General features: G+C 68.4%; 18 protein-coding genes. 8 read left to right on the forward strand and 10 right to left on the reverse strand.

Going from position 1 to position 21,271, the window contains the following annotated elements; genetic code table 11:
* Nucleotides 1-14 precede the first annotated feature (14 nt).
* Genes AB0H43_RS32430 through AB0H43_RS32440 form a run of 3 tightly spaced genes read right to left on the reverse strand, consistent with a single transcriptional unit; the run spans nt 15 to nt 2,904 of the window.
* Complete coding sequence (locus AB0H43_RS32430; RefSeq protein ID WP_360005645.1) at nt 15-1,067, reverse strand: Gfo/Idh/MocA family oxidoreductase; 1,053 nt, start codon at nt 1,065-1,067, stop codon at nt 15-17.
* A complete protein-coding gene (locus tag AB0H43_RS32435) occupies nt 1,064-1,786 on the reverse strand; it encodes a sugar phosphate isomerase/epimerase (protein WP_360005647.1) in 723 nt (240 codons plus the stop codon). Before AB0H43_RS32435 ends, AB0H43_RS32430 begins: the two co-directional genes overlap by 4 nt.
* 8 nt (nt 1,787-1,794) lie before the next feature.
* Nucleotides 1,795-2,904 (reverse strand): LacI family DNA-binding transcriptional regulator, encoded by a 1,110-nt coding sequence (locus AB0H43_RS32440; protein WP_360005649.1) that lies wholly within the window; start codon nt 2,902-2,904, stop codon nt 1,795-1,797.
* Between the two features lie 155 nt (nt 2,905-3,059).
* Here AB0H43_RS32440 and AB0H43_RS32445 point away from each other — a divergent pair, with 155 nt between their 5' ends.
* The 8 genes from AB0H43_RS32445 (at nt 3,060) to AB0H43_RS32480 (ending at nt 12,305) form a co-directional block, all read left to right on the forward strand.
* On the forward strand, nt 3,060-4,652 hold the full coding sequence (locus AB0H43_RS32445) for an FAD-dependent oxidoreductase (protein WP_360005651.1): 1,593 nt from the start codon (nt 3,060-3,062) through the stop codon (nt 4,650-4,652).
* A gap of 40 nt (nt 4,653-4,692) precedes the next feature.
* A complete protein-coding gene (locus AB0H43_RS32450) occupies nt 4,693-6,282 on the forward strand; it encodes a right-handed parallel beta-helix repeat-containing protein (protein WP_360005653.1) in 1,590 nt (529 codons plus the stop codon).
* Nucleotides 6,283-6,311: 29 nt separating this feature from the next.
* A complete protein-coding gene (ngcE, locus tag AB0H43_RS32455) occupies nt 6,312-7,736 on the forward strand; it encodes an N-acetylglucosamine/diacetylchitobiose ABC transporter substrate-binding protein (protein ID WP_360005655.1) in 1,425 nt (474 codons plus the stop codon).
* Between the two features lie 2 nt (nt 7,737-7,738).
* Nucleotides 7,739-8,656 (forward strand): sugar ABC transporter permease, encoded by a 918-nt coding sequence (locus tag AB0H43_RS32460; RefSeq protein ID WP_360005657.1) that lies wholly within the window; start codon nt 7,739-7,741, stop codon nt 8,654-8,656.
* Nucleotides 8,657-8,736: 80 nt separating this feature from the next.
* Nucleotides 8,737-9,603 carry a carbohydrate ABC transporter permease gene (locus tag AB0H43_RS32465; RefSeq protein WP_360005659.1) on the forward strand — a complete coding sequence of 289 codons (867 nt, stop codon included), beginning with the start codon at nt 8,737-8,739 and terminating at the stop codon, nt 9,601-9,603.
* 60 nt (nt 9,604-9,663) lie between these two features.
* Nucleotides 9,664-9,912, forward strand: a complete 249-nt coding sequence (locus AB0H43_RS32470) for a hypothetical protein (RefSeq protein WP_360005661.1) — start codon at nt 9,664-9,666, stop codon at nt 9,910-9,912.
* Nucleotides 9,905-11,878 (forward strand): prolyl oligopeptidase family serine peptidase, encoded by a 1,974-nt coding sequence (locus AB0H43_RS32475; RefSeq protein ID WP_360005663.1) that lies wholly within the window; start codon nt 9,905-9,907, stop codon nt 11,876-11,878. Before AB0H43_RS32470 ends, AB0H43_RS32475 begins: the two co-directional genes overlap by 8 nt.
* Nucleotides 11,879-11,999: 121 nt before the next feature.
* Nucleotides 12,000-12,305, forward strand: coding sequence for a 4a-hydroxytetrahydrobiopterin dehydratase (locus tag AB0H43_RS32480; protein ID WP_360005665.1), 306 nt, complete (start codon nt 12,000-12,002; stop codon nt 12,303-12,305).
* Nucleotides 12,306-12,328: 23 nt separating this feature from the next.
* Here the strand turns inward: AB0H43_RS32480 and AB0H43_RS32485 are convergent, their stop codons facing one another.
* The 7 genes from AB0H43_RS32485 to AB0H43_RS32515 form a co-directional block, all read right to left on the reverse strand.
* On the reverse strand, nt 12,329-13,690 hold the full coding sequence (locus AB0H43_RS32485; RefSeq protein ID WP_360005667.1) for an adenylosuccinate lyase family protein: 1,362 nt from the start codon (nt 13,688-13,690) through the stop codon (nt 12,329-12,331).
* 63 nt (nt 13,691-13,753) lie between these two features.
* On the reverse strand, nt 13,754-15,523 hold the full coding sequence (locus AB0H43_RS32490; RefSeq protein ID WP_360005669.1) for an iron ABC transporter permease: 1,770 nt from the start codon (nt 15,521-15,523) through the stop codon (nt 13,754-13,756).
* On the reverse strand, nt 15,505-16,578 hold the full coding sequence (locus AB0H43_RS32495) for an ABC transporter ATP-binding protein (RefSeq protein WP_360005671.1): 1,074 nt from the start codon (nt 16,576-16,578) through the stop codon (nt 15,505-15,507). Before AB0H43_RS32495 ends, AB0H43_RS32490 begins: the two co-directional genes overlap by 19 nt.
* A gap of 36 nt (nt 16,579-16,614) precedes the next feature.
* Nucleotides 16,615-17,664: an extracellular solute-binding protein gene (locus AB0H43_RS32500; RefSeq protein WP_360005673.1), complete on the reverse strand. Its 1,050-nt coding sequence runs from the start codon at nt 17,662-17,664 to the stop codon at nt 16,615-16,617.
* A 155-nt stretch (nt 17,665-17,819) separates the two neighbouring features.
* Entirely contained in the window at nt 17,820-18,851 is a 1,032-nt protein-coding gene (locus AB0H43_RS32505) for a LacI family DNA-binding transcriptional regulator (RefSeq protein ID WP_360005675.1), read from the reverse strand.
* A 166-nt stretch (nt 18,852-19,017) separates the two neighbouring features.
* A complete protein-coding gene (locus tag AB0H43_RS32510; protein WP_360005677.1) occupies nt 19,018-19,809 on the reverse strand; it encodes a hypothetical protein in 792 nt (263 codons plus the stop codon).
* 151 nt (nt 19,810-19,960) lie between these two features.
* Nucleotides 19,961-21,055 (reverse strand): family 43 glycosylhydrolase, encoded by a 1,095-nt coding sequence (locus AB0H43_RS32515; RefSeq protein WP_360005679.1) that lies wholly within the window; start codon nt 21,053-21,055, stop codon nt 19,961-19,963.
* Nucleotides 21,056-21,271 lie beyond the last annotated feature (216 nt).

Genomic DNA, 21,271 nt, shown 5'->3' on the forward strand with positions numbered 1-21,271 from the left:
GACCTCGGTAGGGCTCACGGTCTCCAGGGACTCGACACCTCGACGATCGCACTCCGCTCGGCCGACTCCTGTATCGCCGCCATGACGTCCACGATATGGGCCGCCAGCTCGCCGGTTGCCTGGTGACGTTCGCCGGTGCGGATCGCCCGCGCGAGATCGCACACACCGATGCCGCGCCCGTCGTCCGCCTCTGGCACGGGGATGTCCGTCCACTCCGGATCCCCGGCGCGGCGGATCTGGACCGGCCCGGTGAACTTGTTGGGGTTGGGGACGGCAAGGGTCGCTTCGGTGCCGGTGATCTCGAAGAAGGCCTGTCGCGACAGGGGCGAGTCGAAGCTGAAGACGACCGTGGCGACTTGGCCTCCGGCGTACTCGAGCAGGGCCGTGACGTGTGTGGCGACCTCGATGGGAAAGGCGTGCCCGGCGCGCGGCCCCTGCCCGATGACTCGCTCGGCGAATCCCTTGCGAGCCGCGGCGCTGACCCGTGTGACCGGTCCGAACATGACGGCCAGAGCGGTCAGGTAATAGGGCCCCATGTCGAACAGCGGGCCGCCGCCCGGCCCGAACAGGAACTCCGGATCGTGGTGCCAGCGATGGGGACCCGGCCCCTGCATCAGCACGATCGCTGACAGCGGGTCCCCGATCACGCCGTCGCTCACTATCCGAGCCGCTGTCTGGAGACCGGCGCCGAGGAACGTGTCGGGTGCGCCACCTGTGAGCACTCCGGCGGCGGAGGCCTGCGCCAGCACCTCGGCCGCCTCGGCGGGCGTCGCGGCAAACGGCTTCTCTGTGTAGACGTGCTTGCCGGCCCGGATGGCCGCAAGCGCGACCGGTGCGTGCGCGGCGGGGATTGTGAGGTTGACGACGAGCTCCACGTCAGGATGGGTCAGCACCGTCGCGACGTCACCGTGCACTGGCACGGCATGGTCGAGCGCGACCTTGGCGGCACGGTCGACGTCGATGTCGGCGCAGGCGATGATCTGGACTTCCGGCCGCGCCGCCAGGGTGGTGAAGTATTGATGGCTGATGGTGCCGCAGCCCACGACGGCGACGCCGACCGGCTTCACGGCAGCTCCTTGAGGTAGGAGACAGACGCGGCGAGCGCCTCGAAGACGTCGCCCTCGCAGCGATCCAGCTCCACGATGCGAAGCGCCTTCGGGCTGGCCGCCAGGATCTCCGGGATCGGCAGGGTGCCGGACCCGACGGCGGTCATGGCGTCGTCGACCGTGGCCGGCCCGTCCTTGACGTGCAGCAGCCGCACCCGGTCACCCAGGTCGTGCAGCAGTGTGGGCACGTCGGCGCCGCCTACGGCCGCCCAGTACACGTCGACCTCCAGCGCCACCTCGGGTGGCAGCAGCGCGGCGAGCAGCTCCAGACCGGTTTGGCCGCCAGGGCGGTTGGCCAGCTCCCAGTGATGGTTGTGGTACGCGAGCTTGAGTCCCAGGGCGGTCAGCGCATCCGCCACCTCGGCCAGGTGTTCCGCCGAGCGGGCGACGCCGGCCGCGGTGGCGAACTCGGCGTCGGGAATGGCCGGCACCACCACGGTGTCGGCGCCGATCGCGTGGGCCGCCTCGGCCACTTGGGGGCGCAGCGGGCCCAGTGCCGGGCCGTGGAGGGAACTCGCGGCCAGGCCGAGGTCGTCGAGCAGGCGGCGAAAGCCGGACGCGTCTCCGTTCAACAGCCCGAAGGTCGGCTCCACCAGGCCGTATCCCATTGCTGCCAGGCGACCCAGCACGTCGGCCGGACTGCCTGCCTGCAGGGCGGAGCGGACGGAATACAGTTGCACGCCGATGTTCACTTGCCCGCCTTTCTGCGCGGCGGCGCCGCGACCGTCGTCCCCTCGGACAGCTCGCATTGGATTCGAATCTGGTCGGGCTTGGATCCCGGCGCGTCGAGCCGGCGCAGCAGCGTGCGTACGGCGGTGGCGCCGATGAGCCGGCTCGGTGTGTGTACCAGGGTCAGGGCGGGGTCTGGGGAGAGCACGTTTTGCCGATCGCCGTGGTCGCCAAGCCCGACCAGGCTCAGATCCTCCGGGATGCGCAGGCCCTCGGCGAGCGCTACCTGGTAGATGCGGTGAATGACATAAGACGATTCGGCGATGACCGCCGTCGCCCCCGCCTCCCGGGCGAACCTTAGGACCTCGGCCTCGTCGGCGACGCACACCGCATCGGGCAGGTCGGGATTGGGCTCGCCGAAGACCACCGTCTGCGCGCGGTCGCCCAGCCGGTGCCGCCGCCGGGCCGCCTGGAAGCCGACCCGCCGTTCCACCACCGTCTCGTGTGTGCGGCTTCCGGCCACCAGCAGCATCGTGCGATGTCCCAAGGCGTGCAACCGGTCGACGACCATCTGCGCGGCGGCGGTGTAGTCGGCGGCGATCCAGGAGACTTTCGGCCCGGCGGCGTCGCGCCGGCCGATCATCACGAAGGGATAGCTCTCCTCGGCCAGCCGCCGGATCTCGTCGCCGTCGATGCGTCCGCCGACGAGGATCGCTCCGTCCGCCAGCTCGAGCAGGTTGGTGTTGTGGTTGAAGATCGACCGCTCGCCGGCGTCGTTCCGCGCACCGGTGAACAGCAGCAGGTTGTGCCCGGTCTGCTCCGCCTCCTCTTCTATACCGAGCAGGAACTCGTAGTAGAAGTCCCGGCTCTCCCAGGGGAAGAGGCGTTGATAGGTGAACGCGCCGATGAGCCGGTTACGCCCCCCGGCCAGGCTCTGGGCCGCCGCGTTGGGGACGTATCGCAGGTCCTGTATGGCCTGCCAGACCCGGGCCCGCGTCTGCTCGCTGACTCGCAACGTGTCGGCCTTGTTGTTCACGACGGTCGAGACGATGGCGGTGGAGACGTTGGCCGCACGGGCCACGTCCTGCTGGGTCACCCGCCGCCGGCCGGCCCTTTGGCGCTCACTCATGCATGCCTACCTGCCCTTGGCGGTCGCCGGCTCCATTCCGGAGACCCGCGTGCATTGACAACGTCATGGGGTGAGCCTAGCATCCGCTAAAGCGCTTTAGCCACGGGTGGAAGCGCTTTAGCAGCACGCAGGTGTTGGAGGCGGGAGGCTGACAGATGCAGATCGAAACGCCGATCCTGGTGGTGGGAGGCGGCACCGGAGGAGTCGCCGCTGCTCTCGCCGCGCTCCGCCTCGGACAGCGGGTCGTGCTGACCGAGGAGTCCTCGTGGCTCGGCGGCCAGCTCACGTCCCAGGCGGTGCCGCCGGACGAGAACCTCTGGATCGAGACGTTCGGCGGCACCAGCAGCTACCGCACGTTGCGTAGAGAGATCCGGGAGTATTACCGGCGCTACTATCCGCTGAGCCAGTCCGCACGGGCGGAGGACGCTCTCAGCCCGGGTGCCGGGCGGGTCAGCCCACTGTGCTTCGAACCCAAGGCGGCGCTCGCCGCGATCGACGGCATGCTCGCGCCTTATGTGACCTCCGGCCGGCTGACCGTCTTGACCGGTACGCAGCCACAGCACGTCACGACCGACGGTGATCGGATCACGTCTGTCACCTTCGCATCGGAGGACCTGGACACGGTCACGGTCGTCGCCGACTACGTCCTTGACGCGACGGAGCTAGGCGACCTGCTGGAATTGTCAGGCACCGAGTGGGTCACCGGGGCCGAGAGCCGGACCACCACCGGGGAACTGCACGCCCTCGAAGGTCCGGCGCAACCTCTTGACCAGCAGGCCATCACGTGGTGTTTCGCCATGGATTACCGGGACGGCGAGAACTGGACGATCGACCGCCCGGAGGACTACGACTTCTGGCGGAGCTACACGCCCGAGTTCTGGTCGGGACCACTGCTGTCCTGGACCGACATCGTTCCCATCACCCTCGAATCCAGAACGCAGCCGCTCGTCGCCGAATCGGCCTCCCTCACCGGCGGTCACGCGATCGACCGCTGGACATACCGGCGGATCCTGTCGGTCCGCACCCTGGAGCCGGGCTTCCTGACGAGCGACATCACACTCGTCAACTGGCCGCAGAACGACTACTTCCTCGGCCCGTTGATCGGCGTCGACGCTGTTCAGAAGCAACAGAACATCGACGCCTCCAAGCAATTGAGCCTGTCGCTGCTCTACTGGATGCAGACCGAGGCGCCGCGGCACGACGGCGGCACGGGCTATCCAGAGCTTCGGCTTCAGTGGCTCGCCCAGCGTCCCTACATCAGGGAGGCCCGCCGCATCGTCGCCGACCTCACCGTCGTCGAGGAGCATCTCGGTGTCGAAGCCCGCGAGACTTCGGGCCGGCCGACCGGCTCGGAGATCTTCGACGACTCCGTCGGCATCGGTTGCTACCGCATCGACCTGCATCCCAGCACCGGCTCGGGCACCCCGCGCACCTATGTGGACATCGCGGTTCATCCTTTCCAGATTCCCTTGGGCGCGCTTCTTCCGGTGCGGATGGAAAACCTCCTGCCGGCCGCGAAGAACATCGGCACCACCCATATCACCAACGGTTGCTACCGAACGCACCCGGTCGAATGGAACGTCGGCGAAGCCGCCGGAGCCCTGGCCGCGTACTGCCTCGCCACGGGGCAGCCACCGCGCGCGGTACGCGGCAAACCGGACAACCTCGCCGACTACCAGCGGATGCTGACCGGGCGCCTCGGTGTCGAGGTCGCCTGGCCGGACCGGGTTCGCAAGAAGATCGTCTAGCGCCTTCGCTCCTGAACTTCGACCTTTCTGGAGTACCTCCATGCCTAAGAACGCCACCGTTTCCCGCCGGACGATGCTGCGGATGGCTGTGGTCCTGCCCGCGCTCTACGGCGCTACCCGGGCGAGTGCCGCCGCCGCCGCGCCGAGCCAGGACGCCACGGTCGTCCGCGCCTCGCAGTTCGGCTTCGACCCGGTCGACGCCACCGGCGCCTTGACCGCCGCGCTGGACAGCGGCGCCGACGTGGTCATCATCGACAACGTCGGGCAGGACTGGATCACCCGCCCGCTGTGGATTCAGCGCGACGGCCTCACCGTCATCCTCGAGGACGGCGTAGTGCTGCGCGGTCTGCCCGGGGGCTTCCCCGACACCCGCGACGGCATTTGGCGCATCCACGAACGCCGCGACGTCAAGCTCGTCGGCTACGGCGCGACCTGCGTCATGAACAAGCCCGAATACGCCGGCGAGTGGCGAGCGATCGTCCGCACGGGCACCAGCGAGTCCGTCACCATCGAGGGGATGACGCTGCGCGGGGCGCCCGGCGACGGCATCATCCTCGGCACCGGATCGAAGAATGTCACGATCCGCAACGTCGTCTGCGACGACAACAAGCGCAACGCGATCAGCGTCATCGCCGCCGACGGGCTGCTCATCGAGGGCTGCGCGCTGATCAACACCCAGGGCACCGCACCGGAGGCGGGCATCGACTTCGAACCCGACACGCTGTCCCAGCCGATCCGGAACGTCGTCGTCCGTGACACGGTGTTCGCGGGCAACCGGAAGTACAGCTTCGAGATCAATTTGATGCGCTATCGGCCGGAAAGCACCCCCGCATCCGTTCTCGTCGAACGCTGCTACATGGGGCCTACCGGCGATGCGGTCGTGCACGTCCAGCCCGGCGCTCGCGGCCCGGCTGAGCAGGGCACAGTCGTCTTCCGCGACTGCGTCTTCGACGCCGGCGACTCGCCCGGCACCGTCAACATCTACGGACAGCGCGGCTACGACGGATTGCGTACGACGTTCGAGCGGGTCGCCTTCACCGCGCTGCGAGACACACCCCGCACGGATCCGTTCGTCAAGATCTGGTCCGGTCTGGTCACCGTCCTGCCCGAGTACGGAAACGTCCAGTTCGACGACGCCGTACTGCAGGGGAACCTCGCCGGGCCGTTCCTGGCCGGCGTCGAGGGAGCCGGCGACCCGACGCTGTGCAACGTCCAGGGCGACATCTGGGCGGTCAGCCCGCAGGACCCGATCATCGACACCGCCGGGGTCACCAAGGACGTCGCGCTCGACGTCCAGCCGCACAGCGGTGCGGCCACGGTGGTGCTCTATGCCGATCGCCGGGTGGTACGCCCCGGCGAAACCGCGACCGTAACGATCCGGCGACTGGGCGACGATCTTGCAGCACCGCTGGTCGTAGGCTATGGCCTCGACGGCTCCGCCCGCCACCGGGTCGACTACGACGGCCTGAGCGGTGTGGCCGTGATCGCTCCCGGTCACCGCGAGGTGACCGTCCCCGTGCGGTTCCGGCCCAACGCGGCGGCACCGGCCGACCTGAACTTCATCCTGCGCCCGCTGCCGGGCACCACCGTGTCCGGCCGCGACGGCGTGACCGTCACCCTCACCGCATGAGCCCGCACGAGACGAAAGGCAACAGACAGATGACCGACGACGCTCACAGACTGAACCGCCGCTCCGTGCTGACGCTGGGCGCTGCCCTCGGCGCAGCGCTCACCACCAACGCCCTCGCCGGCTGCGCCACCTCCTCCGGCAGCGGAACCGGCACCGGCGCAGCCGGCAAGCAGGCCGCGGTGACCGCGGAGAACCCGCTGGGCGTACCCGCTGACAAGCCGCTGGAGACCGTGATCTTCAAGGGCGGCTACGGCGACCAGTACGTGCTCGACGCCCAAGCCGTCTACAAGCAGCGCTTTCCCAAGGCGGAGATCAAGCACACCGGTGGCCAGGACCTCGCCAAACAACTGCAGCCGCGGTTCGTCTCCGGCGACGTGCCCGACCTGATCGACAACTCCGGCTCCGGCTCCCTCGCCTTCACCCCGCTCGTGGACAACGGCCAGCTGATGGATCTCAGTCCGCTCCTGGACGCACCGGCGATCGACGGCGGCGGCAAGACCGTCCGCGACACGCTGCTGCCGGGGCTCGTCGAGCAGGGCTCCTTCAAGGGCAAGCCGCACGTCCTCTACTACACCTACACGGTGCACGGCTTGTACCACAGCAAGTCGTTGTTCGCCGCCAAGGGTTGGACCTATCCGACGACCTGGGCCGAGATGCTCGATCTCTGTGCGGAGATCAAGACAACCGGCATGTCGCCCTGGACCTACCAGGGCAAGACGCCCAGCTACATCCTCACCCCGTTGATCATGATGGCGATCAAGGCCGGCGGAGCTGACGTCCGCAAGGCACTGGACAGCCTCGCGCCGAACAGCTGGAAGCAGCCCGCGGTCCTGGCCGCCGCGCAAGCCATGTATCAGCTGGCGGAGAAGGGCTACATCATGCCGGGCACGTCGGGCCTGACGCATGTTCAAGCACAGACCTACTGGGCCAAGGGCCGGGCGGCGTTCATCCCCTGCGGTTCGTGGCTGGAAAGTGAGCTGGGCGAGGTCACCCCGAAGGGCTTCGACATGGTGATCGCCTCCCCGCCGTCGCTGGACAAGAGCGACGCCATGCCGCAGACGGCCATCCGCGGCATGGGCAGCGAGGGCTACATCGTGCCGTCGGGGGCGAAGAACCCGTATGGCGGGCTGGAGCTGCTGCGCATCCTGCTCTCGCCGAACGCCTCGAAGAACTTCACCAAGCAGACGCAAACCCTGACCAGCCTCGCCGGATACACCCCGGAGCAGGCCGGCAGCGGGTTGCAGTCGATCCGCGACGCGCTCGCCGCGTCGGGCACCAACACCTTCTACTGGCGTTACGGCACCTGGTACGCCAAGCTCCAGCAGGAGGCGTCCGCGGCCACCAGCGCGCTGATGACCAAGGAGATCAACCCGGACCAGTGGGCCGAGCGCTGCCAGAAGATGGCCGACACGCTGCGCAACGACTCGTCCGTGCCGAAGTACGAGGACGCCTGATCATGCGTGCGGGAAGTCGCGGCTTCATCGTCTCCGCCCTCGCGGTGCCGGTGATCCTCTACTGCGTCCTGGTGGTCTCGCCGTATGCCCAGTCCTTCTACATCTCGTTGACGGACTGGAACGGCTTGTCACCGCAGAAGAACTTCGTCGGCCTCGCCAACTACACGCGGCTGATGCGAGATGACGTCTTCTGGACCTCGTTGTGGCACAACGTGATCGCCGTCGTCGTCATCCCGATCGGCACGCTGGTGCTCGGACTGTTCTTCGCCACGATGATCCGGGTCGGACGCTACCGCGCTCGCGGCGGCACGCTGAACGTCCGCGGCGGCGCGTTCTACCGAGTGGCCTACTTCTTCCCGCACGTGCTGTCGATCGCCGTCATCGGCGTACTGTTCGCCAACGTCTACGACCCCACGCCGAGCGGGCTGCTCAACGGCCTGCTCGGCGTGGCCAAAATCGACGCGGTGAACTGGCTCGGCGACAAGTCGACGGCGTACGGCGCCATCCTGGCCGTCATCGTGTGGATGTCGGTCGGCTTCTATGTCGTCCTGTTCACCAGCTCGATGAGCGCGATCCCGGTGGAGTTGTTCGAGGCGGCCCGCCTCGACGGCGCCACCCGCTGGCAGACGTTCTGGCGGCTGACGCTGCCGCTGATCTGGGACACCGTCCAGGTGGCAGGCGTTTACCTCGGCATCCACGCCCTGGACATGTTCGCCATCGTCAACGTCATGTCGGCGGCCGGCGGATCGGGCGGGCCGGACAACGCCACCCAGGTCCTGGGGAACTACCTCTACCTCACCGCCTTCTCCGACAGCGAGTTCGGCTACGCCACCGCCGTAGGCGTCGCGCTGTTGCTGCTGACCTTGCTGTTCGCCTGGGTGTCGCTGCGGCTCACCCGGCGTGAACGCATCGAGTATTAGGAACCGCCATGAGCCTGAACGCACCTTCGGCGCCCGCCGTCGACGAGGGGAAACCCGCATCGCGGGCCACTCCCGCCGGCGTGAGGCGCGCTCCCGCGGGCCCGGCGAGCGACCGGAGCCTCCGTGGCACGGTTCTGAACGTCTTCACCCACGGCATCCTGCTGACCTGGGCCGCGATGGTCGTGCTGCCGCTGGCGTGGGCGGTGCTGTCCTCGTTCAAGACCAGCGACGAGGTGCTCGCCAGCCCGTGGAGTCTGCCGGCCACCCCGCGGTGGGAGAACTTCGTGGAGGCATGGACCACGGCCGAAATCGGCCGCTACTTCGTCAACACGGCCGTCGTGGTGACTGTCGGCTCGGCCCTGACGCTGAGCATGGGGGCCCTCGTCGCGTACGTCATCGCCCGCTATTCGTTCCGCGGCAATCGCGCCGTCTACTACCTGTTCGTCCTGGGCATGACGTTTCCGACGTTCCTGGCGATCGTCCCGCTCTTCTTCGTCGCCCGCAGCCTGGGGCTGGCCGACTCGCTGATCGGGCTCGCGATCATCTACTCCGTCTACAGCCTGCCGTTCGCGGTGTTCTTCCTGACCGCGTACTTCCGCACGCTGCCGGCAGCGATGGCCGAGGCTGCCTTCATCGACGGCTGCGGACACTGGGGAACCTTCCTGCGGATCATGCTCCCGGTCGCCCGGCCCGGGTTGGTCAGCGTAGGGATCTTCGTCGTCCTCGGCCAATGGAACCAATACCTGCTGCCGCTGATCCTGCAGTCCAGCCCGGACAAGTATGTGCTCACGCAGGGCCTGGCCAACCTGGCGGTCAGCCAGGGCTATGCCGGGAACTGGAGCGCGCTGTTCGCCGGCCTCACCATCTCGATCCTGCCTGTCCTCGTCGTCTACCTGAGCTTCCAGCGCCAAATCCAGGCCGGCATGGTCGCCGGCGCGCTCAAGTGATCCCCTTCAATCCGTGAGATGTGCCCCCACACTCGTCCGAGTCGTGAAGGAAGAGCCTCCGTGTCCACCAGACCTGTCGCCCGCCGGACCGTGCTGATCGGCGCGGCCGCGCTGGCCGCCGCGACCTACCCGCCCAGAGCCGCCCTCGGCGGCACCAAGGCGATGATCCGCGGCTACATCCATCTCAATGACATCGTCGTCGAAGCGAGCCCGGACGGCGTGCCGACGACGGTCACCGGGCCTTCCGTACGGTGGGGCAATCCCCTCAACGGCCTGACCGGCACGATTCCGGTAGGCACCTATGGCTGACGCCGAGACGGCGCCAGGGTTCAGCGCGTTCCTCGACGGAATGTGGGATCCGTCGCTCCAGGTTCAGCACAACGTCTATCGCCGGACGAGACAGCGGCTCGCGGCCGGACGCGCGGCCAACGACCAGCTGCTCACACCGGACGACGTACGGCGGCGGCAAGGAGAGCTTCGCCGCCTGGCCCTGGACGCGCTGGGCGGGGACCTGCCGGGCGACCGGCGGGTCCCCACCGCTCAACCCGCGGGCTCCGTGTGGGGGGACGGATACCGCGTCGACAAGCTGCTCGTCGACGTCGGCTCCGCAGTCCTCATCCCCGCCAACCTCTATCTGCCCGAGCCGCTCAGCGCACCGGCCGGGGCCGTACTGTTCCTCTGCGGACACGCCGACACCGGCAAGGCGGCATCGCGCTACCAGGCGATGTGCGCCCGGCTCGCCCGCGCGGGCCTGGTCACACTGACCTTCGACACCATCGGGCAGGGCGAGCGCAAGAGTTACCTCGACTCCGACGGCCGCGAGATCATCCCGGCCAACGTGCCGGAACACTCGCACGCGGGTGTGCAGTGCTGGTGGGCCGGAGACTCCATCGCCCGCTACTTCGTCTCCGACGCCCGACGCATGCTCGACTACCTCGCCGCCCGCCCGGAGGTCGATCCCGATCGCATCGGCGTCGCCGGCAACAGCGGCGGCGGCACCCTCACAACCTGGCTCATGCTGACCGAGCCGCGGCTGGCGGCTGCGGCCCCCAGTTGCTTCATCAGCTCACGGGAGCACTATCAGCGCTCCGGGCAAGCGCAGGATCCCGAACAGATCATCCCCAGCGGCGCCCTCAACGGCCTCGATCACGAGGACTTCCTGATCGCGATGGCACCGAAGCCGACGCTGGTGATGTCGGCGAACTACGACTTCTTCCCCGTCGAGGGAGCGGTGCGAACGGTGGCCCGCGCCCAGCGGATCTTCGACGTGCTCGGGGCGCCGCCGGACACACTCCAGCACGTGCGCGGCGACCACGACCACGGCCTGCATCCCCACCTGGCCACCGCGGCGGTCCGCTTCTTCGCACGTCATCTCGGCGGGCGGGCGGTGTTCCCCGAGAACGAGCCGCCGCTGCTCAGCACCGCAGATCTGCGCTGCACGCGTACCGGCCAGATCGCCTGGGACGCCCCCGACAGCCCACGGGTCTTCGACCTGAACCGTGAACGGCTGGCCCAGGCCGACCCCGGCGAAGGCCTGTCCTGGCTGCGAGAACGCCTGAAGTTCGGCCGCGAGCCCGGTCCGGAGTTCTACCCACGCTGGTGGCCGTACCGCAGGCCGGGCGTCCGCAAGGCGTTCTGGTGGCCGGAGCACGACATCATCAACGCCGCCGTCGTCTTCGACCCACCCGGCCCGGCCGAGGGCATCGACATCCTCGTGCTCGACCGCGGCACCGACGACCTGCCCGCGTATCAAGCCGCCTGCGAACGCGCGGCCGCCGCCGGCCGGCACGTCGTCGTGCTGGACGTGCGGGCGACCGGCTCGTTACGAGCACATCAGATCAACGAATTCGGGTTCGAGGCCACCTACGGCACGACGTTCAAGTTGGTATGCGACCTGATCGGCCTGGGCGACAGTCTCGGCGCGGCCCGCGTCCACGACGTACTGCGGGCAGTGGAGTTCGTGCGCTCCGAGCCCAGCCTCGGCGGGCCCGGGATGCCCGTCCGGCTCGTCGGCACCGGGCACGGCGCGTACCTGTGTCAGCTCGCGGCAGCGCTCGAACCCCGAATCGAACAACTGGTCTGTCTCACGCCGCCACTTGATCCCGTGGCCGTCGTCAACACCCGCTTCTACGGTCCGGAGCGTGATCACCAGTGTCTTATCCCGGGACTGGCCAAGAACTGCCCACAGCAGGATCTCGACAAGGCGCTCGGCGACCGCCGCTCGCCCGCCGACAGCTGGTTCAGCGCCGTGGCACCGCCGGTCACGCAGCCATAGCGCGGCCGGCGCCGACCACGCGCCGAATGCGGCGGAATCAACGGTATCCGGCTTGCCGGTACGAGCCTGCGGGCGGCGCCGAAATGCCGCACGTTCGGTTGGCCGGCCCTAGACTGGTCTTATGGCTGAAAGCCGGACGCCGCTGGACGACGGCACGATCCAGACACGCCTTGATGAGCTCCCGGACTGGCACGGCGACCGGTCGGGCATCACTCGTGTGGTCGAACTGCCGTCCTTTCCGGAGGCTATCGCGGTCGTCGATGCGGTGGCGCAGGTCGCCGAGGAAATGGACCACCATCCGGATATCGACATCCGCTGGCGGACGCTGACCTTTCACAACGTCACCTACACCGAGAACGCTGTGACGGCGCTGGACCTGGAGCTGGCCCGGCGGATCGACGACGTCGTCGCCCGCCACAGCGGCTGACCCGTCTCAGCGCCACAGTCCGGTCAGGTGAGGCCGTCCAGATAGCGGTGGGCCCGCTGGGCCGCACTCTGCGCGATCACCGAGGCCAGCCCCGCATGGGTTGCCGGGTCAAGCAGCTTTCGCAGGTGCGTCTGGTCGAGGAGGCCGGTCACGCGGGGGTCGCGGCTCAGGATCTCCAGGAAGTCTTCGCCGGCCACGGCAGCCCGCATCGAGTCCTCGTGGACGATCACGTGCGCGTGGTCGCGTCCTACGACGTCGGCCAATGCGATCATGATCGCCTCGGAGGAGATGAGGCCGCCGCTGAGGCTGAGGTTCCGGCGCATCCGTTCGGGGAAGACCGCCAGTCCGGCCAGGATGTGGCGTAGCCGCACGAACAGGTCTCCCATGGCGATGAGGGACCGTTCCAGGATGTCGGTGAGCAACGCGGTGGCCCCGCCGTCGGCTTCGTGCGGATGGACGAGGGCCTCGACGGCGATGGGTGCGAGGGCCCGGATCTCGGCCGACAGCTGGAGCACGTCGTAGGTGAGCTTCGGGTTCCGCTTGTGCGGCATGGTGGAACTGCCGATGGAACCGTCCGGCACCGGTTCGCTCAGCTCGCCGAACTCGGTCTGCATCAGCGACGCGACGTCGGCGCAGACGCGAGCCGCCGCGGCGGAGGTCAGGGCCAGCGCGGAGGCGTACGCCGCGAAGGGGTCGAGCAGCGCCCGGGACGGCACCGGCATCGGCTGGAGTCCGAGGTCTTCGGCGATCAACTCCTGGACCTGGGGTCCTTCCTGTCCCAGGGCGGCGAACGTCCCTACTGCGCCGCCCATCATGACCGTCAGGCAGGGCTGGATGGCGGCTTCGGCGCGTTGGTGCGCCCGGACGAGTTCGTCCAGCCAGACCGCGGCTTTGAAGCCGAACGTGATGGGCACCGCGTGCTGACCGTGCGTACGCCCGGCCATCAGCACGTCGGCGTTGTCCTCGGCGAGGTCCGCGACGATGGCGACGACCTCTTCGTGCAGCCGGGCGACGATCGCGTGGGCTTGCTTCAACAGCAGCGCGTGACCGGTCTGCATCACGTTCTGGGAGGTCGCCCCCCAGTGGACGTAGCCGCCGGCCTTGTCGCCGGCGACCCGGACCAGTTCCGAGATCAACGGCATCAGCGGATGCCCCTGCTCGGCCAGCGCACGGCGTACACGATGGGTGTCCATGCGGCTCAGGTGAGCCGCGTCCTCGATGACCGCGGCCTGTTCGGCCGGGACGATGCCGACCTTCGCCTGGGCGCGCGCGAGGGCCGCCTCGACGTCGAGCCAGGCCTGCCAGACGCTCTCCGTCGTGAACAGCGAGCGGATGCCGGCGTCCGGGAGGTTGTAGTCGGTGAACCGGGTCGCTTTACCCGCCACCTCGGCGATGGTCGGCACGGTCGGATGCGGTCTGTCAGGCGTGGTGCCGGCCGTCATTGTGTGTCATACCCCCATGCGGCGCCGCGGTCGGCGCCCGTGTTCGAGCCGATTCGAAACGACCAGGATGATGAAGATCAGGACGATCTGGAGCGTGCCGTACGCCGACGCCGTGCCGAAGTCGGCCGCGTAGATACGCTGGTAGATCGCCACTGACAGTGGGGCGAGGCCTACCGGGTAGACGATGACCGAGGCGACGTACTCGCCGACGCCTTCGACGAAGGCCAGGAGAGCGCCTGCTACGACACCCTTCGCGATCAGGGGAAACACGACGGTGCGCAACGCCCGCAGCGGTGATGCGCCCAGAGATTGCGCGGCCTCGTCGATGGACGGATCGACCTGCGCGATCGCGGCGCCGGTGGAGCGGAACACCAGCGGCATGAACCGGACGAAGTAGGCCACCGGCAGGATCGCGATCGAGCCGACGAGGACGAGCCCCAGCGACGACGGCGAGTCCCCGCTGAACGCGGAGACCAGGTTGATGCCGATGACCGTGCCCGGCAACGCCCACGGCAGCATGACCGCCAGGTCGAGCAGCGAGCCGCCGCGCCGGCCGGGCCACCGGGCGATGATCCAGGCGGCCGCGACGCCGATGACGACGGCCGCGATGGTGGCGATGAGGCTCGTCTGAACGCTGACGTTGATGGGGAGGAGGCTGGCCGGATCGGTGAAGATCCGGGTGTAGTTGGCGAACGTGTAGTCCGGCGGCAAGACTTGGATCGTCCATGCTCGATCCACGGAGAACGACACGAGCACGATGACCGCGATCGGCGCCAGCAGCACGAGACTCAGCACGACGCTGCCTGCGAAGGCGAACGCGGATCGGATTCCCCGCACCTGGGACCGTGACCGCTGGACACCCTTGGACAGGCTGCGGTGAATGCGCCGGCCTTGATACCACCGCATCAGCAGCAGGAAGCCGATCGAGACCACGGCCAGCACGGTCGACTGCGCGGCAGCGAGCTCGTACATGCCACCGGTCCGTGTGGCGACGATCTGCATCGTGAGGGTTTGCACGTTGTACAGCTGAGGCGCGGTGAACGAGCCCATGGACCGCATGAAGGTCAGCAGCCCACCCGAGACCAACGCCGGGGTGAGCATCGGCAGCACGACGGTCGCCCAGACTTTCCAGCGTGGCGCGCCCAGGCTCTGTGCCGCTTCCTCCATCGACGGGTCCATCCCGGACAGTCCGGCCGCCACCGTGAGATAGAAGTACGGATACATCGTGAAGGTATGCACGAGCAGGACGCCGCCGACGCCGCCGACTGATACGGCGCCGGCATTGACGCCCAGGATCTCGTGCGCCGCCCGCGGCAGGATGCCCGTTTCGCTGAAGAGCAGGACGAAGGACACCGCGCCGATGAGGGGCGGCAGCGCCATCGGCAGCACGGCGAGCACCTCGAGCGCTCGGCGGCCCGGGAACTGGAACCGGGTCAGCAGCACCGCCAGCAGCGTGCCGACCAGTGCGCACAACACGACGGAGGCGAGCGAGATGCCCACCGACAACACCAAGGCCGTCCGGGCGCTGCCGGAGAAGAACGTCCCGTAGTTGCCCGACAGCCCTCGCCCGTCCGCGCTCGACACCGCCGTATGCACCATCGGCACCACGACGAAGAAGGAGATGACCAAGAAGACCGGCAGCGTCAGCAGGTAGATGAACCGGTCGCCGGCGGTCAGCCGTCGCCGCGGTCGTCCGCGCCTCGGGTTGGCGCCGGCCGGTGTGGCCTCAGCGGCCGGCGGCGCGAGGTCGGTCGTCGTCATTGCGGTATCAGCCATGTGCTGCCCTCATCGATCGCTAGTCCGACGCGCTGACTCCGCTCGGGACCGATCTGCCGGTCGGGGACCGACACGACGACGGTGGTGTCGCCGACCTCGACGGTGGCGGTCAGTGTGGCGCCCAGGTACTCGACCCGGGTGACGACCCCTTGCAGGTGCGCCTCGGATTCGGCCACCAGCCGGACGGCCTGGGGGCGTACCGACAGTTCGGCTTGTGCCCCGATGTCCACCTGCATGCTGGGGGAGCGCGGCACCGTGATGACCGGGGCGCCCCCGGCGAGCGATACCTCGGCCGTCTCGCCGCCCACCGAGACGACCGAGACGGGCAGGACGTTGCTGCGGCCGATGAACCGGGCCACGAAGGAGGTCGCCGGCTGACGGTAGATGCGGCGAGGCTCGTCGACCTGGTGCGCGCGGCCGTCGGCGAGGACGGCGATCCGGTCGCTGATCGCCATCGCCTCCGCCTGGTCGTGCGTGACGTAAACCGCGGTCGTGCCGCTGTTCTCCTGCACCTCGCGGATCTGCGTGCGGGTCTCCTCCCGCAGCTTGGCGTCGAGGTTGGACAGCGGTTCGTCGAGCAGGAGCAGGTCGGGCTGGATGACGACCGCGCGTGCGAGGGCGACCCGTTGCTGCTGGCCACCCGAGAGCTGGTCGATGGACCGGTCGCCGAGGCCCGTCAGCCCGACCATCGACAGCGCCGCAGCCACTCGCTCGTCCCGGCTGTCACGCGCAGTCCGCCGGATCTTCAGCCCGTACGCCACATTCTCGGCGACCGACATGTGCGGGAACAGCGCGTAGTTCTGGAAGACCATCCCGACGCCACGCTTGTGCGGCGCGAGGCCGGTGACGTCGCGGTCGCCGAACCAGATCGAGCCGCTCGTCGGTGCGACGAATCCGGCCACCATCCGCAACAGCGTCGACTTGCCGCAGCCCGAGGGCCCGAGGAGGGTGAAGAACTCACCGGCTCGGATCGTCAGATCCGCGGAGATGGCGGGCTCAGCCTCGGGCGAGGCAGCGTAGGTCTTGCTCACCCGGTCGAGTCGAATCGGGATCATGCGCGCTCCCTCGCACTTGGCCTGGGGTGGCCGAGGTCAGCCACGGTTCTTGATGTGGTCGATCCAGTACTGGATCCAGGTTTCGGTGTTGGCAGTGACCACCTTGCTGTCCACCGGCAGCTCCGTGTAGGTGAGGTTGGCGAGCCACTCCGGCTTGTCGGTGATCGGGACGGACGGAATCTGGAAGGCGTTCTTCGCCAGCCAGGCCTGAGTCTTGTCCGACAGGAGGAAGGTGGCGAACGCGTCAGCTCCAGCGGCGTTCGGACCGCCCTTGACCTTCGCGACACCGTCGAGGTTGACGGGAGCGCCGGAGGCCGGGACCTTGATGGAGAACGGCGCGCCCTTGGCCGCCTGGGCGAGGATGTCCTGCTGGTTCCAGATCGTCAGGGGCGCTTCCTGCCGCTGGAGCCGCAGGTAGAGGTCCGATGGGTTGGCCGCGTAGTCCTTGGTGTTGGCGTCCAGCTTCTTCAGGAAGTCGTAGCCGGCGTCGGGCGTGGACGTCTTCGCGTACTGCTGGTAGATGAGCGCGGAGAAGACGCTGCGCATCGTGCCCGACGGGGCGACGTCGCGGATCAGGATCTTGTCCTTGTACCTGGGCAGGATCAGATCGGCCCAGTCGGTGGGGACGTCCGCGGGCTTCAGCATGTCGTGGTTGTACGCGATGAGCTGGAGTTGCTGCTGTTCGGCCAGCCAGGCGTCGCCGGTGCCGTGGAACTTGGCCGGCACCCGGTTCAGGATGTCCCCGCCGAACGGCGTGAGCAAACCCTTGCCCGCTGCGCCCTCGAACTGTGAAGGCGTGCCGCCCCACCAGACGTCGGCCTGTGGGCGGGCCTTCTCCGCGGTCACCCGGTCGGCGACCTCCTGCGCGCCGAGCGTCAGCAGCTGCACCTTGTATTCGGGGTGCGCCGCCTGGAACTCCTTGACGACGTAATCGGTGATGTTGCTGGGACGAGGCGAGTACACGGTGACCGTGGTCTGGCCCGGCGACTGCGCCGAGCTGTCGGACAGGCCGCAGCCTGCCGCCGCGAAGGCGGCCACCGCCGCCAGAGCTGACAGAGCGGTGAGCCTCGGTGCGAGCCGCTTCATGCCTGCCTCCTTCAACGTGCTCAGGACGGGTGTCGACGTCGCGTGGTGGGCGCTCCGACCTCGTTGGTGGATCGATTCACCACGCCGGGCACGAGACAACCAGGCGCACTCGGTTGTGTCAAGAGCGTTGCTCAGATGACGGGCCGGTGAAGGCCTTACCGGATCGACGATGCAGGCTTTCGAACCTTAGGGTGGTCGCCGCACGACTCCCGCACGATGAGCTTGGGTTCGGCCAGATTGGACCGCACCGTCGGCTCCTCACCGGAGATCACCGCCAGCAGCGCCCGCGCAGCCGTCTCGCCGAGGAGCCGCCCGTTGGTCGCGACGCTCGTCAGCGATGGCACCGAGGCCTGCGCGGCGGCGACGTCGTCGTAGCCGATGATCCGTGTGCGGCCCGCCAGCCCTTCGTCGTACAGGGCCCGGGCGACGCCCATCGCGATGCTGTCGTTGTGGCAGACGACTCCGTCCGGCAGCTCGCCGGCGGCCAGCTCGTGCCCGGCCCGCATTCCGGCCGCCACGGTGGCTTCAGTGGTGACGTCGGTGAGAGTGACATCGGCGCCCGATTCAGCGACCGCCCGGCGTACGCCGTCGAGCCGGTCGATCCGGGCGACGCCGAGCGTAGGTCCGCCGATGTAGGCGATCGAACGGCACTCGTGTGCGCGAATGAGGTGGTCGGCCGCCAGGAATCCGCCCCGCACCTCGTCGGAGCCGACATACGGTTCGGTGGCCCCGGCGACGTAGCGGCTCAGGAAGACCGTGGGCACCTCCCACGAGTGAATCGCGTCGACCAGGTCCTCGCCGCTGCCGGTCGCCGGGATGATCGCCAGCGCAGCCACCTGGTGCTCCCGCAGCATCCGCAGCAACCGCGCCTGCTGGTCGAGCTGGTCGCGTGTCGACACCATCAGCGACATGTAGCCGCTGTCGGTAAAGGTCGACTCGACCCCGATCAGGACCTCCCCGAAGAACGGACGGTCGATGTTGGGCACGATGACGCCGACGGTCCGGCCTTTGCGCCGCAGCGACGCCGCGCCCTCGTTGTAGACATACCCGAGTGTCTCGATCGACGCCAGCACCCGCTCCCGGGTGGCCGTCGACACTCGTCCCGTGCCGGTGATGACGTACGAGGCAGTGGTTCGTGACACCCCCGCGTGCCGAGCGACGTCGATCAAGGTCACCCGTCTGCCCATGCGATCACGCTAGCAGGCACCGAGCACGTGTCGCGCGCCCCGCCGCCGTGCGCGGCGGCCTGCGCCGGCACCGCGCCCGCGAGCCGGATGTCACCGCCGCCACCCGGCGCGAGAAGGGGCCGAAGGCCGGCCGGCCACCGACCTTCGACCCCGGATCTACTCGGCGTCAGACGGCACGGACGTGGAAGATCGCCAGTCGGGCGTTGTGCGAGTCGACGTTCATGTCGATCGTCTTGGTGGTGTTCAGGGTGATCTGCACCGAACCGTTGCCGGGCAACCAGTGCAGGCGGTCGATGCCGGTGCCGAACGCCTTCTGCTCGGCGGCCAGGTCCGAGGCGGTGCCGAAGTCCGGGCGGTTGGTGTCCGCGCCCCAGATCACCAGCCTGCCCGCGTTGTGATGGGCGAGTGCCCTGGCCTTGTGGATGTCCCGCATCAGCCACCACTCGTCGCGCAGGTCCGTGCGCTGGTCGCCGTTGAACGCGTTCGCGATGTAGTGGGTGTTGAGCACCGCGAACTCGACGGCGGGATAATCTTGATGCCGGACGACGACCTCGTTGAACCAACGGGGTGGGGTCACACCGGTGATGCCGCCATGGGCGCGCTCGGTCCGGCTGGACACGACGATCCACGGCCTGCCGACGCAGATCGGAATCCGGAACGACGTCTCGTGGCGCAGGAAAGCCTTGGTGTAGAGCGGCCCGAAGTAGTGGTCGATCATCTCTTCTTCGCCGGAGTCGCCTTCGCTGATCTCCTGGAAGCAGACCAACGGCCGGTTGTCGCCGTCGGCGTTGCGTACGGCGTCGAACGCGGCGTCCCGGGCGCCGAGGTTGTCCCGGCCGACGTTCGCCGTGATCACCGGCAGCCGGAACCAGTCGGTCGCCGCCGATGCCGTGCCTGCGCCCGCGACGGCGCCGGCGAGCACGCCTCCGCCGATCGCGAGTGCCTTACGCCTGCTCATCTTGCTGGTCATAGTCGGACTCCCGTCAAATGCGTACATGGAAACGAGGGGGCTGGGAATGTTCGCCGGCCATCCACGCGCTTTGCCGTGGGCTGCTCCACCCTGAGCCTTACGAGGCGGCCGTCGGGCAAGCGCGTGGATGGCGGGTCCGTCATTCGACGTAGAAGCCGCCGGAGTCGAGCTTGAGCTCGCCGATGATCGGGTGGCGCTTGCCGGTCGCGGTGTCGTACCAGGCCCAGACGACGCACCGGCGGTTGCCTTCGGTGTAGAAGGCCGCCATGGCGCCGGGGCCGGTGTGGTTGCCGGGCAGTCCGCGGTACGGCCCGAGCCCTCCGCTACCGGTGTAGCCGAAGTAAGGCTGGTTGGCGCCGTCCTTCAACAGCGTGCACCGGCTGGACGGGATCGGGCTGGTGCCGCAGTCGGCGATGCCGGTCGCGTACCGGGCGCTGTTCCAGTTGTTGCCGGAGAACAGCAGGTAGTAGTGGCTGGCGCCGCCGACGAAGATCGACGGATTCTCGATGACGTGGGTCTCGCCGGAGTCGTTGACGGTGTCCCAGACCAGGTCGGTGCTCTTCAGCGCGTCGCGACGGGTGCTCCAGAGGGCGAAGCCGTCGGAGCCGACCTGCACGATGGAGATCCCGGTCTCCGGGTACGAGGTGATGGCGTCGTCGCGGTAGGCGACGTAGAGCTTGCCGTTCGCCACGAAGGGATTGGGGTCGATGGCCCACCGGCCGCCACTGGGACAGGCCCATTCGCCCTTGTTGGTGAAGGAGCTCTTGGCGCCGCCGGAGGTGGCCAGTCCGATGCACTTCTGGCTGGTGCCGGCCTTCGTCGCCGCGTAGTACATGTAGTACGTGCCGTTGAACTCTGCGACACCGGGCGCCCAGACGGCGCCGTTGTCGACGGCCCATGAGCCCGGGCCGGAGGGCAGCGCGTCGCCGGCCACGCAGTCGGACATGCCGACCGTGTCGCCTGATCCGTGGTTGAGGAAGGGCACGTACAACGTCACGCCGGTCTGGGCGCCGCAGCGGGGGCCGGCACCGGAGCCCACGGTCGTGCCGTAGGTGACGTAGGTGCCGTCCTTGGCTTGCACGGTGCTCGGGTCGGCCAGGCTGAACGACGACGAGCCGGTGGATGCCTGGGCGGCGGTCGGCCCGTCGGGTGCGCCGAGCGCGACCGCTCCGGTGACCGCCAGCACCACTGCCAATGTGGCCGCGAGCAGCGATTTCTTCCGTGGTCTGGTCATAGATCCTCCTTCTTCGAACCCGGGGGTCCTCGGCCCGGGTACGCGAAAATCCGTAACATCTTTACCGGCACGGATGGAAAAATGGAACCACGTCGAACGACTTTCCATCAAACGATGGAAATTTCTCGAAGTTTTGCCAGGTCCGGCGGATGCCGGTGGACGAGGTGCGTTCTGCCCCTTGATTAATCGATTCACCAACCGCACACTTTCTCACGA

Source organism: Hamadaea sp. NPDC050747, assembly GCF_040654195.1.
Taxonomy (GTDB): domain Bacteria; phylum Actinomycetota; class Actinomycetes; order Mycobacteriales; family Micromonosporaceae; genus Hamadaea.

Coding starts and splice junctions, on each gene's coding strand:
- AB0H43_RS32505 (WP_360005675.1), bottom strand. CDS start 18,851: ATGGGCAGACGGGTGACCTTGATCGACGTCGCTCGGCACGCGGGGGTG.
- AB0H43_RS32450 (WP_360005653.1), top strand. CDS start 4,693: ATGCCTAAGAACGCCACCGTTTCCCGCCGGACGATGCTGCGGATGGCT.
- ngcE (WP_360005655.1), top strand. CDS start 6,312: ATGACCGACGACGCTCACAGACTGAACCGCCGCTCCGTGCTGACGCTG.
- AB0H43_RS32510 (WP_360005677.1), bottom strand. CDS start 19,809: ATGAGCAGGCGTAAGGCACTCGCGATCGGCGGAGGCGTGCTCGCCGGC.
- AB0H43_RS32495 (WP_360005671.1), bottom strand. CDS start 16,578: ATGATCCCGATTCGACTCGACCGGGTGAGCAAGACCTACGCTGCCTCG.
- AB0H43_RS32500 (WP_360005673.1), bottom strand. CDS start 17,664: ATGAAGCGGCTCGCACCGAGGCTCACCGCTCTGTCAGCTCTGGCGGCG.
- AB0H43_RS32460 (WP_360005657.1), top strand. CDS start 7,739: ATGCGTGCGGGAAGTCGCGGCTTCATCGTCTCCGCCCTCGCGGTGCCG.
- AB0H43_RS32515 (WP_360005679.1), bottom strand. CDS start 21,055: ATGACCAGACCACGGAAGAAATCGCTGCTCGCGGCCACATTGGCAGTG.
- AB0H43_RS32440 (WP_360005649.1), bottom strand. CDS start 2,904: ATGAGTGAGCGCCAAAGGGCCGGCCGGCGGCGGGTGACCCAGCAGGAC.
- AB0H43_RS32480 (WP_360005665.1), top strand. CDS start 12,000: ATGGCTGAAAGCCGGACGCCGCTGGACGACGGCACGATCCAGACACGC.
- AB0H43_RS32475 (WP_360005663.1), top strand. CDS start 9,905: ATGGCTGACGCCGAGACGGCGCCAGGGTTCAGCGCGTTCCTCGACGGA.
- AB0H43_RS32445 (WP_360005651.1), top strand. CDS start 3,060: ATGCAGATCGAAACGCCGATCCTGGTGGTGGGAGGCGGCACCGGAGGA.
- AB0H43_RS32490 (WP_360005669.1), bottom strand. CDS start 15,523: ATGGCTGATACCGCAATGACGACGACCGACCTCGCGCCGCCGGCCGCT.